Here is a 13,287-nt window from a genome sequence, read left to right as displayed (position 1 = left end):
GTCGGTCGATCTATTTTTTTGCACTGCGTTTGTGTATTTGTTCGGTCAGACGGTCTGCATACGCGGCCCGGTCGCTTGGGGTCATCTGCTCCAGCCGGTCCAGTAAAAGGGTCTGGCCCAAGGCCAGACGGGTCTGAACAAGGTGGCGCATCTCTTGCATCCGGGTTTCGACCTCGGCGCGATTGAAGGGCTCTTGTCGCAATGCGTTGATCAATGCGTCAAACGTCGCCTTTTGCGTTGCCCGTCCGGGACGGCCATCCTGATAGGCCTGTCGCATTTGGCGTCCAATGGCCCGGCGATCATCGGGGCCAAGCGCCCGTGTCAGCGGCCCGCTGGCGCGGTCCAATCCGGGGGCATGATGCCCGTGCCATGCACCGCCAACAACCATGGCCCCCAGAACCACGCCGACAATCAATAGGTTCAGCGACAGCGATATTACCAAAAGTACACGCATTCCGCGCGCGTTTCCCTTTGGACCGTTGGGGGTGGGCTTTGTCTTGCGCATCACAAGGTTCCTTCGTCGACATCAAAGCCTGCGCCGGAGGGCAAGTCGACTTGATACAGTGCCGCGTCCTGCTGCAAAAAAGACGTATAGGGCGTCATCGCATCGGGTTGCGTGGCCCCAATCCAGACCCCGGCAACGGTTGCGGTCGCAAGCCCCGCCACTGCGGGCCAGCCCCCCAAAGCGCGAAACGCCTGACGCAGGCTTGGACGGCGCGTCGTGGTCTTATCGGCCGGCGCGATCAGGCCCGCCTGCACCGCATGCGCATCAGACAGAACACGCGCCATCAGCTCCGCCGACGGCGCAGCAGTCTCGGACCGGGCCGCGTCGAAATAGGCTTCCATCATCCGGTTTGCGCTTGGTGCGCCACGATTACCCATCTTCAAACCCCAATTCTGCGCGTCGCCCAATCAAATCGGCGGACAAAGCCTTGCGGCCACGGGTCAACAGGCTTTCGACAGCCTCGACGCTGGTTTCCATAATCTCGGCGACTTCGGGGTTTGCCAGCCCCTGCAAATCGCGCGACACAACCGCCTGACGCTGACGCAGGGGCAATCGCCCCAAAGCCGATTGTAGCGCCCGCGCACGCGATTGCCTTTGCAAAACATCAGCCGGGCCATCGCCCGGGTCTTCCGGCTCAGCGATGGTATCCAACCCGTCCGGCTGCGCCTTGCGCAGCCGGTCAATACACAGGTTGGACACAACCCGATAAAGCCAGGTCGAGACCTTCGCTTCGCCCAAACGCCACTCTGGCGCGGCCTTCCACAGTCTTAGCATAGCTTCTTGGCTCACATCCTCGGCCTCGGCATGGTTGCCAAGCAAACGATAGGCCTGCGCCAAAACACGCGGCGTTAGCCGCAGGGTCAAGGTCCGTGCGGCCACCGCATCCCCTTTGGCAAAGCGGGTCAGCAAAACATCGTCGCTTATGTCACTCAGCATATCCAGCGGCATATCCTCTGTCGGGCCCCCTGTATATCACAATGCCGAGTGTCGCAGATAACCTAGGGCAAGCGCAGCAAACACCGGCCGGCTTGCCCAAGCTGTGCCGCTTATTCCATGCCTTGACCTTGGCCTTTACCGTGGCCGTGCTTCATACCGCCCGATGGTTTGCCGCTATCGCCATAGTAGTGGAAATGATAGTGGATTTCTTGCGCGTTGCCGTGGTGGGCCCCCTTCATCATAGCGCCATGATGGCCCTTGCCATGCATTTTGCCCTCATATCCGGATCCATGCTTCATACCCGACTGCGCGCTGTCTTTTTTGCCGCTTTTGCGGTGCGATTTGCGCATATCGTGCATCGCGTTGAATTCCTCTTCTGAAATGGCACCATCCCCATCGGTGTCAGCGCGCTGCATCATCTTAGCCATGCGCCCGCTGCGCATTTCCTCAAGGCTGACCATGCCGTCGCCGTCGCTGTCCATACGTTCGATCATACCTGTGGCGCGCCGGGCCATCTGCTTGGCCATCTGGGCGCGCATGTGTTCGGTCATTTCATCGGCAGACAGATTGCCATCGCCATCGGAATCGGCGTCGTTAAACCGCGCCTCGGCCTGTGACTGCATCTCTTCGGATGTGATCTTGCCGTCGCCGTTCTTGTCCAGTTCTTCGAAATCAAAAGCCGGGCCATGGCCCTGCCCCATGTGGCCGGACTGCGCGATGGCGAAACCGGATGTTGCCGCCACAAAGGCCAGTGCAGCCCCGGTCATCATATAGGTGCGCTTCATGGTCAATCTCCTGTTATTGAATCTAAATTCGAAAATGACCAACAGGCCATTTCACCCTCTGACACGCACCAAACACAGGTTTCCGTCGAAAAAACTGGCGGAAGCCGTTCACAGGCGCGTGATGATCGGCCATATTTTGCGACATCGGGACGCAACACCAGACTGCCATCTTCATATCGGCCTACAAATGCACCATCTTGTGCGGATCGAAAAGGCGAGGACCGGGATGACCAACCAGACAACACATTCAGACGTGCGCGATTTATGGCCTGCCCTGCGCAAAGGTTTTCGCCGCAAGTGCCCGAATTGTGGGAGCGGATCTTTGCTGCAAAGCTATCTCACGGTGCGCGACACCTGCACCGTGTGCCGCGAAGACCTGAGCCACCACCGCGCTGATGACGGGCCGGCCTATCTGACCATCCTGCTGGTTGGGCACCTCATGGCGCCGCTTTTGCACATCGTGTTTGTGGCGTGGCGGCCTGAACCTTTGGTTTTATTCACTGTTTTCGCGGTTGGCTGCGTGACACTATCGCTGTACCTTCTGCCGCGATTGAAAGGGGCAATCGTGGCGTTCCAATGGGCCCGGCAAATGCACGGGTTCGGGGATACCGCCTGACCCTTTCGCATCTTGCAAAGGGCTGTCATGACCGCCATCGATAAATCCGCCTTACGTGACGCCGCAACGGTTATCGCCTTACGCGACCGCAGGCGTGAACCGCATGTCCTGATGGGGCAACGTGGGGCCAAAGCCGCATTCATGCCGAACAAATTTGTGTTCCCCGGCGGCGCCGTGGATAAGGCAGATGCCAATATACCCTTGGCCCGCCCCTTGCCCGAAATCTGCGCCAAACGCCTGACCGAAGATTGCCAAACCGATCTTGGCCATGCCTTGGCCGCGGCGGCCATTCGCGAGCTGTGGGAAGAAACCGGCCTGATTTTGGGCGAGCCCGGACAATGGACCGGTGAGATCCCGGATGACTGGGCCAGCTTCGCCAAACGGGGCTGCGTGCCGTCCGCCCAAGCGTTGCAGTTTGTCTTTCGCGCGATCACCCCGCCGGGGCGGCCCCGACGGTTTGATGCAAGGTTCTTTCTGGTCGATGCCGATGAGGTCGCGGGCGATCTGGATGATTTTTCCGCCGCCTGTGACGAGCTTTCGCATTTGCAGTGGGTGCCTTTGGCGCGAGCCCGTGAATTCGACCTGCCCTTTATCACCGAGGTGGTGCTGGCCGAGATTGCGGCGCGGGTGCATGACACGGCGCCACCGGCGTCGATCCCGTTTTTTCGCAACGATGATGAGCACAGCCTGTTTTTACGCCTACAGGGCCAAAGCCCGCTAGGTTAGAACCTCTACAAATGCTCGCTTAGCCGAACCAGACCAGCATCAGGATACTGAGGGTCAACAAGGCGATCCCCCACAACTCGCGGGGGCTGGTGCGTTCGCGAAACACCAGAACCGACGCCGCCAGCGAGAAGATCACCTCGACTTGGCCCACCGCAAAGACCAAGGCTGCGGCTTGCAATGTGAAGGCCGTGAACCAGCACAGGCTGCCGCCCATACTGGTGATCCCGATCCAAATCGCCACCCGCCGCGCCTGCCAAACAGCGGTCAGTTGCCCCGACTCGCGCCAGCTTAGCCAGGCGGCCATGCCCAGCATCTGCGATGTGGTGACAACCGCCAGCGCGATGCCCGCACGCAGCAACGGGTCGTCATTGGCAATCTCCAGCGTGGCCCCGCGATAGGCCACGGCAGACACGGCAAAGAACCCACCAGACGCCAATCCAAGCGCAGCGGCGCGATTGGCGATGCGCCGCAGGCTAACGCCCGGCAGTCCGGCGTTGTCCGACAGGATCAAAACCCCGATCAGCCCGACCACGATGGCACACCACGCGGCAATGCCGATCTGGTCACCCAGAATGATCAGCCCGACAAGTGCGGTCAGGATCACTTCGGTTTTCTTGAACGTAATGCCAACGGCAAAATTGCGGGCCGAAAACAAGGCGACAACGCACCATGTTGCCAAAACTTGGGTCAAGGCCCCTGTCAGGGCATAGGCCCAAAACGCGCCCGACAGGCGCGGAACGGCTACGTCGTGCCACGCCAGATACCCTGCCAAAGCCAACACCACCAAAGGTGCGGAATAAGCAAACCGCGCAAATGTCGCGCCACCGGCTGACAGCGTGCCAAGGCTGAGCTGCTTTTGCAGCATGAACCTAAGGGTTTGAAAACCCGCTGCGGCAATAGAAAGAACAATCCAAAGCTCCATGACCCGGGCTATGCCCGGAAATCACTCCGTGCGCCAGAGCCGATGCGGCCCCACGCAATGCCTGACCAGAGACGCTCATAAAGAATGTAAGTCAGCAGACCGATGGCCGTATTCACCAAAGCCATGGCGCCGCCGACAGCGACCGACCCGGTCATCGCTAATCCGACAAGGGACATCACCGTCAAGCCGATGATATTCCACACGACCGCTTTCACAAGCGTGCGCTTGCGCGTCTCCATAAGAACCTCCGATGTTTGCTGTTATACATCCCACCTACGCTGACCCGCGCGAATTGTGGATTACCAAAACAGTTAACATTTCCCCGCGTTGATGATAATAATCACCACATGAGTGATAAAACCGACAAACGTGACCGCGCAGATATGTTTCGCGCGCGCCTGTCCGAGGCAATCCGCAACCGAGGCACCACCCAAAGCGCGCTGTCGCGGGCGGTTGGCGTGGACCGCTCGACCATTTCACAACTTTTGAAAGGAAGCGGCGCGCGGCTGCCCAATGCACAGGTTGTCGGGGAATGCGCCCGCGCCCTTGGTGTTTCCGCCGACTGGTTGCTGGGCCTAACCGACCGGCTCGAAACCGCCGCCGACATCTTGCGCACCTCGATGTCGCTGACCCAAGCGCCCCGCGCCCTTGTCGATGAACAAATCTTTCAATGGCACAAGGAAGCGGCGGGATACAAAATTCGTCATGTGCCTGCCGGCCTGTCGGATATGCTGAAAACCCGCGAGATGCTGGAATGGGAATACACCCCGCATCTGGGCCGAAGTGCCCAACAAGCGATCGGTGCGTCCGAAGACCGGCTGGAGTGGATACGCGGCACGCAAAGCGATTACGAGATCGCGATGCCGCTTTTCGAAATCTACAGCCTTGTCGGCGGCGAAGGCTATTACGCCGACCTGCCAAGCGACATACGCGCAGCGCAGGTGGCCCGCCTGCAAGAGGTCACACATCAGCTCTACCCAAGGCTGCGCGTCTACCTGTTTGACGCCCGCCGCCTGTATTCCGCACCGCTGACAATTTTCGGCCCGTTGCTGGCGGTGGTCTATATCGGGCAAAACTACATGGCGTTTCGCGATACCGAACGGGTGCAGGCCCTGACCCAGCATTTCGACCATCTGGTGCGCGAGGCCTCGGTCAGTGCCCGGCAGGTGCCCGATCACCTTGACCAGCTTCGGCAAAACATCCCGCAGCGGTAAAGCCGCGCTCAGGCTTCAAGCTCGGCATCCCAATACAGGAAATCAATCCAGCTTTCGTGCAAGTGGTTTGGTGGAAACTTGCGGCCCATGTTGCGCAATTGTTCGGCTTCAGGGGCGCGGGGCGTTTTGAACAAGCGCATTCCAGAGTGCCGCAGGCTTTTGGAGCCTTTGCGCAGGTTACAAGGGCTGCACGCGGCCACCACGTTTTCCCAACTGGTGATCCCGCCGCGCGCCCGTGGGATCACATGATCAAAGGTCAGATCGCCTTTCGATCCACAATACTGACAGCGAAATTCGTCCCGCAAGAAAAGATTAAAGCGCGTGAAGGCCACGCGCTTTTGGGGTTTGACGTAATCTTTCAACACGATGACGCTTGGAATGCGTATCTCGGTGCTCGGGCTTCGGACGGTGTCTTCGTATTCGGCCACGATATCGACCCGGTCCAGATACACCGCCTTGACCGCGTCCTGCCATGGCCAAAGCGACAGCGGATAGTAGGACAGTGGCCTGTAATCCGCATTCAGAACCAAGGCTGGATGCTGTCGCAGCGCTGAAGGTTCCCTTACAAATTCTGTCCTAAAATCCCCGTCCATCTTGACGAAAGCCCCCCGCCCGGATCACCCTGTTTCTGGTTCCGGGGCGGGACCACCCGCCCCTTATATATGGCTACTATATATCGTGTTCACCATCTGGCAAGCCCGAGATAAGCAGCATATCTAGCGAGGGTGGTAGCGCGCTTGGGTAACGGTCATGTGACAGTTATCCACAGCTTTTCGCGGCTGCAGCATCTGCTGCCAACATTTGGGCCTTACAGGCCCAGCTTGTCACGCATGAAGGCTAAGGCCACTTGCAGGCCATCCGGGGCAATCCCATGCGCCGTGCCTTTCATGATATGCGCGTAAACATCCTGCCAGCCCGCGCCTTGCAAGGCTTCGGCGGCTTGCGGCAAGGATTGCGGCGATACCACGTCATCTGCATCGCCGTGGATCAGGATGACCGGCGGTTTGCTGAGCGCGTCATCCTCCAACAGTTCGGGGCGCAGCAAACGGCCCGAAAACGCCACGATCCCGGCCAGTTCATCCTCGCGCCGCGGCGCGACATGCAGGGCCATCATGCTGCCTTGGCTGAAGCCGAACAGAACCACCTGTTCGGGCAGCACGTCCTCGTCCACCATCAGCGCATCCAGAAACGCGTTCAGATCATCGGCGGCAGCCAACAGGCCCCGCTCGGATTCCTCTTCGGACGAGCCATCAATCCAAGGAATCGGAAACCATTGCAGCCCCGACGGCATCATCGGGATCGTCTCGGGCGCGTCGGGGGCCACGAACAGGGTATCTGGCAGATGCTCGCCCAGAACATCGGCAATGCCCAAAAGGTCCGCACCGTTGGCACCATAGCCGTGCAGGAACACCACGATCGAGCGGATCTCTCCCGAGAGGGGCTCTTTGCGGCCAGCTTGCAATACGCGTGTCATCTGATGCCTTCCCTTTGTTTCGCCTTGGCGTAGTACGCCCATAGCAGCCGCGCGGCAACCGATCTCCAAGGGGCCCAAGCTTGGGCCATCTCGCGCAGGGCGCGCTCTTTGGGCCGCTCGGGCAGATCGTAAAGCAGGCGCACCCCTTCCTGCAAAGCCAGATCACCCGGCGCGAACACATCGGCGCGCCCAAGGCTGAACATGGCGTAAATTTCGGCGGTCCAGACACCGATCCCCGGCACTTCGGTCAGAGTCTCTATCACCTCGGGCGTGGGGGCACTGCGCAGGTGGGTGTAATTGATCCGGGCCTCGGCCAAGGCGCGGGCATAACGGATTTTTTGTCGGCTCAGCCCCGCCGCGCGCAGATCGTCATCGCTGGCCCACGTGATCTTGCGCGGGCCGGTCAGCCGCGCCTGCTTCATCCGCCGCCAAATCGCATCGGCGGCGGCGACGCTGACCTGTTGGCTGACAATCGCGCTTAGCAATTGGGCAAACCCATCGGGACGGCGGCGCAGGGGCAAAGGCGCTGTCAGATCAAGCGCATGGGCCATGCGCGGGCACCGGGCGCTTAAATACGCAGCCCCCTCTTCGACATCGTCCAGCGTTTCGATAATCCGCTCGCTCATAATGCCGCCACCCAATCCAAGGCCTCTTGCACGGTGCTCACCCGGCACACGCCGCTTGGTTGCCGGGGCCGGTTGATCATCAGCACCCTCAGACCCAACTCACGCGCGGCGGTCAGTTTCGTGGCAGGTGCCACGCCACCCGCGTTCTTGACCACCAGCCAATCAACACCCAGACGGCGGAACGTGTCACATTCGTCGGCGACCGTAAACGGCGGGCGGCCGATCAAAAACATCCCGTTGTCAAAAGGAAATGGCCCATCGGGCGGGTCAATCTGACGGCAAATCAGGTGACAGCCCGACAGATTTGCAAACCGCGGCAAAGTTTGTCGCCCCGTGGCCAGAAACACCGTTGATCCGGGGGCGATATACTGGGCCGCCTCGGCCTCGTGGTCCACCATGGTCCAGTCGTCGCCGGGTTGCGGTTGCCACGCGGGGCGCAAAAGCTGGCAATACGGCAGGCCCAGATCGGCGCAGATGCGGGCGCTGCGCTGCGAAATCTGGTGGGCAAATGGATGGGTCGCATCCAGAACAGCCGATATTCCCGCCTCGGCCAGATAGGCGCGGAACCCGTCTGCCCCGCCGAACCCACCGCTGCGCGTGGGCAGCGCCAGCGGCTTGGGGGCGCGTGTCGCCCCCGCCAAAGAGGCCACGGCAGGCGTGCCGCGTTCGCTCAGCTCGCACGCCAGCTCTTGGGCTTGGGAAGTGCCGGCCAGCAACAATAGCGTCATGCGCCCGCCCTTGCGATGATCTCGCCTTGGCGGTCAATCACCACGGTGTCGGCGCGCACCGTATCGGGCAGCATTGCTGTGACTGTTTCAAGCGCGCCCTGCGCAACCCAATCGGCCATCGGTGTGCCTGCGGCCTCATAGGCCTGAAGCGCGGTGTTCATAAATCGCAGGTCAGGGATGTCCAACGCGTCGGCCAGCCTGTCAAAATCCACTTGGCTACGGCCTGAATGCAGATCGCGCGCGCCCTGCGCCAGCTTGGTCATCTTGCCGATCCCGCCACCGATGGTGATGCGCGGCACGGGATGTTTCGCCAAATACTTCAACAACCCACCGGCAAAATCACCCATGTCCAACATGGCCACATCTGGCAGGCCATACAGCGTTTGCACGGTTTTTTCGCTGGTCGCGCCGGTGCATCCGGCCACATGCGGCAACCCGGCCGAGCAGGCCACATCAATGCCCCGATGGATCGAGGCGATCCACGCCGCACAGGAAAACGGCCGCACGATCCCCGTTGTGCCAAGGATCGACAAGCCCCCCTTGATGCCAAGGCGCGGGTTCCATGTTTTCTGCGCCAAGGCCTGCCCGCCGGGAATCGAGATCGTGATCTCGATATCGGGGGTCTCGCTCAGCCGTTCCGCCGTGTCCTCGACCACCGCCGTCATCATCTGGCGCGGGACCGGGTTTATCGCCGGCTCACCGGGCGGGATCGGCAGGCCCGGCATGGTCACACGCCCCACCCCATCCCCGGCGCGAAACACCACCCCACCCGACGACGGCGCAACGCGCGCAATCACCAGCGCGGCATGCGTCACATCCGGATCATCACCGGCATCCTTGATCACACCGGCCTCGGCCCAGCCATCCCCCTGATCGGCATGGTCAATCTTGAACTCGGGCGTTTCCCCTTTGGGCAAGGTGATGCGCACCTGCGCAGGCTGCCCTTCGCCCCACAGCATCATCAGCGCCGCCCGCACGGCGGCGGTGGCGCAAGCGCCCGTCGTCCAGCCACGGCGCAATTCTGTGTCGGGTTTCCTGCTCATTCTGGGCGGACTATAAGGATCGTCAAAGCCCGCGCCAATTGCGATTTTACGAGTCCAATGTCGCGGGCACCTATATCCGACGTCGTTTGCGACCTTTTCCAAAGGCCACGTTCCGGGCATAACGCAAGGCATGAGCGATTCACTGCCCCTTCCCCAAGGCCAATGGCCCACCCTTGAACCCGGATGGGTCTGGCTCTGCGGTGCTGGCCCCGGCGATCCGGGCTTGCTGACGCTGCATGCGGTCAATGCTTTGCGCCAAGCCGATGTGGTGATCTACGACGCCCTTGTGCAAGAGGCGATCCTTGATTGGGCGCCGCAGGCCGAACACATCTATGCAGGCAAGCGCGGCGGCAAGCCCTCGGCCAAGCAGCGTGACATTTCGTTGCGGTTGGTCGATCTGGCGCGCGCCGGTAAACGGGTGCTGCGCCTGAAAGGCGGCGATCCTTTTGTGTTCGGGCGCGGCGGGGAAGAGGCGCAAACACTGGTGCAGCACAACGTGCCAGTGCGCATCATCCCCGGTATCAGCGCAGGTATCGGCGGGCTGGCTTATGCGGGCATTCCCGTCACGCATCGCGACGTTAACCAATCAGTGACCTTCGTCACCGGCCATGACCAATCCGGGCAAACCCCGTCCTCGCTGGATTGGCAATCCATTGCCAAGGGCAGTCAGGTGATCGTGATCTACATGGGCATGAAGCATGTCGAACGCATCGCCAGCGAACTGATCAAGGCCGGGCGACCGGGAGATGAGCCGTGCGCCGTTGTCTGCGCCGCCACCACCGATAAACAGCTGGTGCTTGAAACGACCTTGGCCACCATGCCGCAAGACATTGCCAACAGTCAGTTGGAGCCACCGGCCATTCTATGCGTCGGTCGGTCTGTCTTGATGCGACAGGTGCTGGACTGGCAGGCCATGACCCAAGGCCACGCACCGCGCAACCTTGATCCGCTTGGCCGGGGGCGTCCGGCCGAAAGCGCCTGATCCGTGGGCGGCCTGATCTTTGCGGCCCCCGCCTCGGGCAGCGGCAAAACCACGGTTACCTTGGGCTTTTTACGGGCTGTGACCCGCAACGGGGCAGCTATACGGTCTGCCAAATCCGGACCGGATTACATTGATCCACGCTTTCACGCGGCGGCCTCGGGCCGGGACTGTGTCAACCTTGACGCTTGGGCCATGACGCCCGACCGGCTGCGCAGCCTTGCCCATGGCCAACGCGATGAAACCCTTCTGATCGAAGGGGCCATGGGGCTGTTCGACGGCGCCCCGCCCAACGGCAAGGGCGCGACCGCCGATCTTGCCCGTATCCTTGGGCTGCCCGTGGTGCTGATCATTGATTGCGGCCGCATGGCGGGCTCGGTCGCGGCAATTGCCCGTGGCTTTATGACCCATGCCGATGACGTGACCGTGGCAGGTGTGATCCTGAACAATGTCGGCTCGGCCCGGCACGAGGCGATGTTGCGCAACGCCCTGACCGGGGTCACAATTTTCGGCGCGGTGCCGCGCGACAAAGCGCTGGCGCAGCCCTCGCGGCATCTGGGGTTGCAACAAGCCGAAGAGCGCGCCGACCTCGACAGCTTTCTTGAGACCGCCGCCGATATCATGGACCGGCATCTGGATATCGCGGCGCTGTTGCGCCTTGCCGACCAGTTCCCTGTGCCCAACGGTCAGCGCCAACCGCTTGCACCGCCCGGCCAACGGATCGCCGTCGCCTCAGACCGCGCTTTTGGGTTTTCCTATCCCCATATGCTAAGCGATTGGCAACAGGCCGGGGCCGAATTGCGGCTGTTTTCGCCGTTGGCGGACGCGCCCGTGCCCGATGCCGATTTCATCTATTTACCGGGAGGTTACCCAGAACTGCACGCCGCCCGTCTGGCACAATCGCAAAGGTTTTTGTCGTCATTGAGGGCCGCCGCGCAAACCACACCGGTTTACGGCGAATGCGGCGGCTACATGGTGTTGGGCGATGGCCTGATTGATGCCGACGGCACACGCCATCAGATGGCGGGCTTGCTGCGGTTGGAAACATCCTTTGCGCAACGTCGGCTGCATTTGGGATACCGCCACCTAAGCCCGCTGCGCGGGCCGTTCGACACCCGGTTTGCCGGACATGAGTTTCATTATGCAACCACGCTGAAGGCCGAGGGCACGCCCCTGTTCAGCGCCCAAGATGCCGAAGGCACCCCCCTGCCCGAGATGGGGCTGGTCGAGGGGTATGTCACCGGGTCATTCGCCCATGTGATAGACGCCATTCCGAACTGAAATGGCGGGAATTCCAACGGCTTGCGCTAAACTCGGAATAGGTCTAGCAAATATCGCATGACCGATATGGCCCTCATCCATGACGACACCCGCGCGCGCCGCAACGTCATTGTTCTGACAGCGGCGCAGGCGTTTTTGGGCGCGCAGATGCCCATGCTTTTCGTGGTTGGCGGGCTGGCGGGCCAAACGCTGGCCAGCAACGTCTGTTTCGCCACTTTGCCGATTTCGCTGATCGTTCTGGGGTCCATGCTGGCGGCCAATCCGCTGTCTTGGTTCATGCAGCGGGCCGGGCGGCAAGCCGGATTCGTTTTGGGGGCGGCTGCCGGGGCAATCGGTGCGGCCATCGGGGCCTATGGGCTATATCTGGCCTCGTTCCCGGTGTTTCTGCTGGGCAGTCTGATTACCGGTATCTATATGTCGGCACACGGGTTTTACCGCTTTGCTGCGGCTGATACGGCCAGTGATGCCTTCCGGCCCAAGGCAATTTCCTATGTCATGGCCGGGGGGCTGGCCAGTGCGATCATCGGGCCGCAATTGGTGAAGGTTACAAGCCAGGCAATGATCATCCCGTTCATGGGCACCTATCTTGCGGTTGTCGGCGTGAACCTTGTGGGGGCATTGCTGTTTTTGTTTCTCGACATTCCCAAACCGCCGGTCCCGTCAGAAGATGCCCCCAAGGGCCGCAGCCGGTGGGAGTTGATCACCACCCCGCGCATTATGGTCGCCGTGATTTGCGCCATGGTGTCCTATGCGTTGATGAACCTTGTGATGACATCCACGCCGCTGGCCGTGGTGGGCTGTGGGTTTGATGAAGGCAACGCCGCCGATATCGTCACCGGCCATGTGTTGGCGATGTATGTGCCATCATTTTTCACCGGCCATCTGATTGCTCGGTTCGGAGTGGAAAAAGTGGTGGGCGCAGGCCTGTTCATTCTGGCAGCCGCCGGGGCCGTTGCCTTGCAGGGCGTAGAAATCGGGAACTTTTTCATCGCGCTGATCCTGCTAGGCGTGGGCTGGAACTTTGGCTTTATCGGCGCGACAACCATGCTGGCCGGTGCGCACGAAGCGCATGAGCGCGGCCGGATGCAGGGGTTGAACGACCTGCTGGTGTTCGGCGGCGTGACCTTGGCCTCGCTGGCCTCGGGCGGGTTGATGAACTGTTCGGGCGGGGATGCACAGACGGGCTGGATGTCGGTCAATCTGGCGATGATCCCGTTCTTGGCGCTGGCCGGTGGCGCGCTGATCTGGCTGTTGCTACGCCCAAAGGACGCCTGACACTGGCCCGGCCGATATTTCGCACAACCCGACGCCGCCCACCAAAGACAGGCATACAGAACAGTAGCCCTTGATCACCTGGGCGACAATGATCCGGAATGCTGTAGGTTTCTCGGACGCCACGCGAGGTGGTCAAGTAGCGCGCGGCACCGTCTGGCGTCCGAGAAGCGCGCAAGC

17 protein-coding genes are annotated in these 13,287 nt (G+C 61.2%); 6 read left to right on the top strand and 11 right to left on the bottom strand.

Annotated elements, in window-relative coordinates; all coding sequences use genetic code 11:
* Positions 1-10: 10 nt before the first annotated feature.
* From HAT86_RS12935 to HAT86_RS12920, 4 genes are all read right to left on the bottom strand, one after another.
* Positions 11-454, bottom strand: coding sequence for a periplasmic heavy metal sensor (locus HAT86_RS12935; RefSeq protein ID WP_167198428.1), 444 nt, complete (start codon positions 452-454; stop codon positions 11-13).
* Between the two features lie 50 nt (positions 455-504).
* A complete protein-coding gene (locus HAT86_RS12930; protein ID WP_167198425.1) occupies positions 505-882 on the bottom strand; it encodes a hypothetical protein in 378 nt (125 codons plus the stop codon).
* On the bottom strand, positions 875-1,453 hold the full coding sequence (locus tag HAT86_RS12925; RefSeq protein WP_167198422.1) for an RNA polymerase sigma factor: 579 nt from the start codon (positions 1,451-1,453) through the stop codon (positions 875-877). The genes HAT86_RS12930 and HAT86_RS12925 overlap by 8 nt, the downstream gene beginning before the upstream one ends.
* Before the next feature lie 98 nt (positions 1,454-1,551).
* A complete protein-coding gene (locus HAT86_RS12920) occupies positions 1,552-2,226 on the bottom strand; it encodes an EF-hand domain-containing protein (protein WP_167198419.1) in 675 nt (224 codons plus the stop codon).
* Between the two features lie 226 nt (positions 2,227-2,452).
* Here HAT86_RS12920 and HAT86_RS12915 point away from each other — a divergent pair, with 226 nt between their 5' ends.
* Both HAT86_RS12915 and HAT86_RS12910 read left to right on the top strand, forming a co-directional pair.
* Positions 2,453-2,842, top strand: a complete 390-nt coding sequence (locus HAT86_RS12915) for a DUF983 domain-containing protein (protein ID WP_167198416.1) — start codon at positions 2,453-2,455, stop codon at positions 2,840-2,842.
* 27 nt (positions 2,843-2,869) lie between these two features.
* The gene (locus tag HAT86_RS12910; protein WP_167198413.1) at positions 2,870-3,568 is read left to right on the top strand and encodes an NUDIX hydrolase; all 699 of its coding nucleotides are present in this window, start codon (positions 2,870-2,872) and stop codon (positions 3,566-3,568) included.
* A gap of 19 nt (positions 3,569-3,587) precedes the next feature.
* Here HAT86_RS12910 and HAT86_RS12905 read toward each other — a convergent pair whose 3' ends face one another.
* Together HAT86_RS12905 and HAT86_RS12900 are read right to left on the bottom strand one after the other, a co-directional pair.
* Positions 3,588-4,490, bottom strand: coding sequence for a DMT family transporter (locus tag HAT86_RS12905; protein WP_167198410.1), 903 nt, complete (start codon positions 4,488-4,490; stop codon positions 3,588-3,590).
* 8 nt (positions 4,491-4,498) lie between these two features.
* Entirely contained in the window at positions 4,499-4,729 is a 231-nt protein-coding gene (locus HAT86_RS12900) for a DUF2061 domain-containing protein (protein ID WP_167198407.1), read from the bottom strand.
* A gap of 108 nt (positions 4,730-4,837) precedes the next feature.
* On the opposite strand from HAT86_RS12900, the gene HAT86_RS12895 reads away from it, so the two are divergent.
* Positions 4,838-5,704, top strand: a complete 867-nt coding sequence (locus HAT86_RS12895) for a helix-turn-helix domain-containing protein (RefSeq protein ID WP_167198404.1) — start codon at positions 4,838-4,840, stop codon at positions 5,702-5,704.
* Between the two features lie 8 nt (positions 5,705-5,712).
* On the opposite strand, the gene HAT86_RS12890 is transcribed toward HAT86_RS12895, so the two are convergent.
* The 5 genes from HAT86_RS12890 to HAT86_RS12870 form a co-directional block, all read right to left on the bottom strand.
* Positions 5,713-6,297: an HNH endonuclease gene (locus HAT86_RS12890; protein WP_167198401.1), complete on the bottom strand. Its 585-nt coding sequence runs from the start codon at positions 6,295-6,297 to the stop codon at positions 5,713-5,715.
* A gap of 215 nt (positions 6,298-6,512) precedes the next feature.
* Positions 6,513-7,178, bottom strand: coding sequence for an alpha/beta hydrolase (locus tag HAT86_RS12885; protein WP_167198398.1), 666 nt, complete (start codon positions 7,176-7,178; stop codon positions 6,513-6,515).
* Positions 7,175-7,804, bottom strand: a complete 630-nt coding sequence (locus HAT86_RS12880) for a DNA-3-methyladenine glycosylase family protein (protein ID WP_167198395.1) — start codon at positions 7,802-7,804, stop codon at positions 7,175-7,177. Before HAT86_RS12880 ends, HAT86_RS12885 begins: the two co-directional genes overlap by 4 nt.
* A complete protein-coding gene (locus HAT86_RS12875) occupies positions 7,801-8,532 on the bottom strand; it encodes a cobalt-precorrin-6A reductase (RefSeq protein ID WP_167198391.1) in 732 nt (243 codons plus the stop codon). Before HAT86_RS12875 ends, HAT86_RS12880 begins: the two co-directional genes overlap by 4 nt.
* A complete protein-coding gene (locus HAT86_RS12870; RefSeq protein WP_167198388.1) occupies positions 8,529-9,575 on the bottom strand; it encodes a cobalt-precorrin-5B (C(1))-methyltransferase in 1,047 nt (348 codons plus the stop codon). The genes HAT86_RS12875 and HAT86_RS12870 overlap by 4 nt, the downstream gene beginning before the upstream one ends.
* A gap of 130 nt (positions 9,576-9,705) precedes the next feature.
* Between HAT86_RS12870 and cobA the strand changes: the two genes are divergently transcribed.
* The 3 genes from cobA to HAT86_RS12855 are packed head-to-tail and all read left to right on the top strand — an operon-like array spanning position 9,706 to position 13,110.
* Entirely contained in the window at positions 9,706-10,557 is an 852-nt protein-coding gene (gene cobA / locus HAT86_RS12865; RefSeq protein ID WP_167198385.1) for a uroporphyrinogen-III C-methyltransferase, read from the top strand.
* 3 nt (positions 10,558-10,560) lie between these two features.
* Complete coding sequence (locus tag HAT86_RS12860; RefSeq protein ID WP_167198382.1) at positions 10,561-11,835, top strand: cobyrinate a,c-diamide synthase; 1,275 nt, start codon at positions 10,561-10,563, stop codon at positions 11,833-11,835.
* 57 nt (positions 11,836-11,892) lie between these two features.
* Positions 11,893-13,110 carry an MFS transporter gene (locus tag HAT86_RS12855; RefSeq protein ID WP_167198379.1) on the top strand — a complete coding sequence of 406 codons (1,218 nt, stop codon included), beginning with the start codon at positions 11,893-11,895 and terminating at the stop codon, positions 13,108-13,110.
* Positions 13,111-13,287 lie beyond the last annotated feature (177 nt).

This window comes from Roseovarius gahaiensis (assembly GCF_011601345.1).
In the GTDB taxonomy this organism is placed as follows: Bacteria; Pseudomonadota; Alphaproteobacteria; order Rhodobacterales; family Rhodobacteraceae; genus Roseovarius; species Roseovarius gahaiensis.
The sequence above is the reverse complement of the archived record's forward strand: the minus strand, read 5'-3'. Positions and strand labels throughout refer to the sequence as shown.

Excerpts from the sequence above, each read along its gene's own strand:
- HAT86_RS12905 (WP_167198410.1), bottom strand. The coding sequence starts at position 4,490 with ATGGAGCTTTGGATTGTTCTTTCTATTGCCGCAGCGGGTTTTCAAACC.
- HAT86_RS12900 (WP_167198407.1), bottom strand. The coding sequence starts at position 4,729 with ATGGAGACGCGCAAGCGCACGCTTGTGAAAGCGGTCGTGTGGAATATC.
- HAT86_RS12870 (WP_167198388.1), bottom strand. The coding sequence starts at position 9,575 with ATGAGCAGGAAACCCGACACAGAATTGCGCCGTGGCTGGACGACGGGC.
- HAT86_RS12915 (WP_167198416.1), top strand. The coding sequence starts at position 2,453 with ATGACCAACCAGACAACACATTCAGACGTGCGCGATTTATGGCCTGCC.
- HAT86_RS12895 (WP_167198404.1), top strand. The coding sequence starts at position 4,838 with ATGAGTGATAAAACCGACAAACGTGACCGCGCAGATATGTTTCGCGCG.
- HAT86_RS12920 (WP_167198419.1), bottom strand. The coding sequence starts at position 2,226 with ATGAAGCGCACCTATATGATGACCGGGGCTGCACTGGCCTTTGTGGCG.
- HAT86_RS12930 (WP_167198425.1), bottom strand. The coding sequence starts at position 882 with ATGGGTAATCGTGGCGCACCAAGCGCAAACCGGATGATGGAAGCCTAT.
- HAT86_RS12880 (WP_167198395.1), bottom strand. The coding sequence starts at position 7,804 with ATGAGCGAGCGGATTATCGAAACGCTGGACGATGTCGAAGAGGGGGCT.
- HAT86_RS12925 (WP_167198422.1), bottom strand. The coding sequence starts at position 1,453 with ATGCCGCTGGATATGCTGAGTGACATAAGCGACGATGTTTTGCTGACC.
- HAT86_RS12890 (WP_167198401.1), bottom strand. The coding sequence starts at position 6,297 with ATGGACGGGGATTTTAGGACAGAATTTGTAAGGGAACCTTCAGCGCTG.
- HAT86_RS12855 (WP_167198379.1), top strand. The coding sequence starts at position 11,893 with ATGACCGATATGGCCCTCATCCATGACGACACCCGCGCGCGCCGCAAC.
- cobA (WP_167198385.1), top strand. The coding sequence starts at position 9,706 with ATGAGCGATTCACTGCCCCTTCCCCAAGGCCAATGGCCCACCCTTGAA.
- HAT86_RS12935 (WP_167198428.1), bottom strand. The coding sequence starts at position 454 with ATGCGTGTACTTTTGGTAATATCGCTGTCGCTGAACCTATTGATTGTC.
- HAT86_RS12910 (WP_167198413.1), top strand. The coding sequence starts at position 2,870 with ATGACCGCCATCGATAAATCCGCCTTACGTGACGCCGCAACGGTTATC.
- HAT86_RS12875 (WP_167198391.1), bottom strand. The coding sequence starts at position 8,532 with ATGACGCTATTGTTGCTGGCCGGCACTTCCCAAGCCCAAGAGCTGGCG.
- HAT86_RS12885 (WP_167198398.1), bottom strand. The coding sequence starts at position 7,178 with ATGACACGCGTATTGCAAGCTGGCCGCAAAGAGCCCCTCTCGGGAGAG.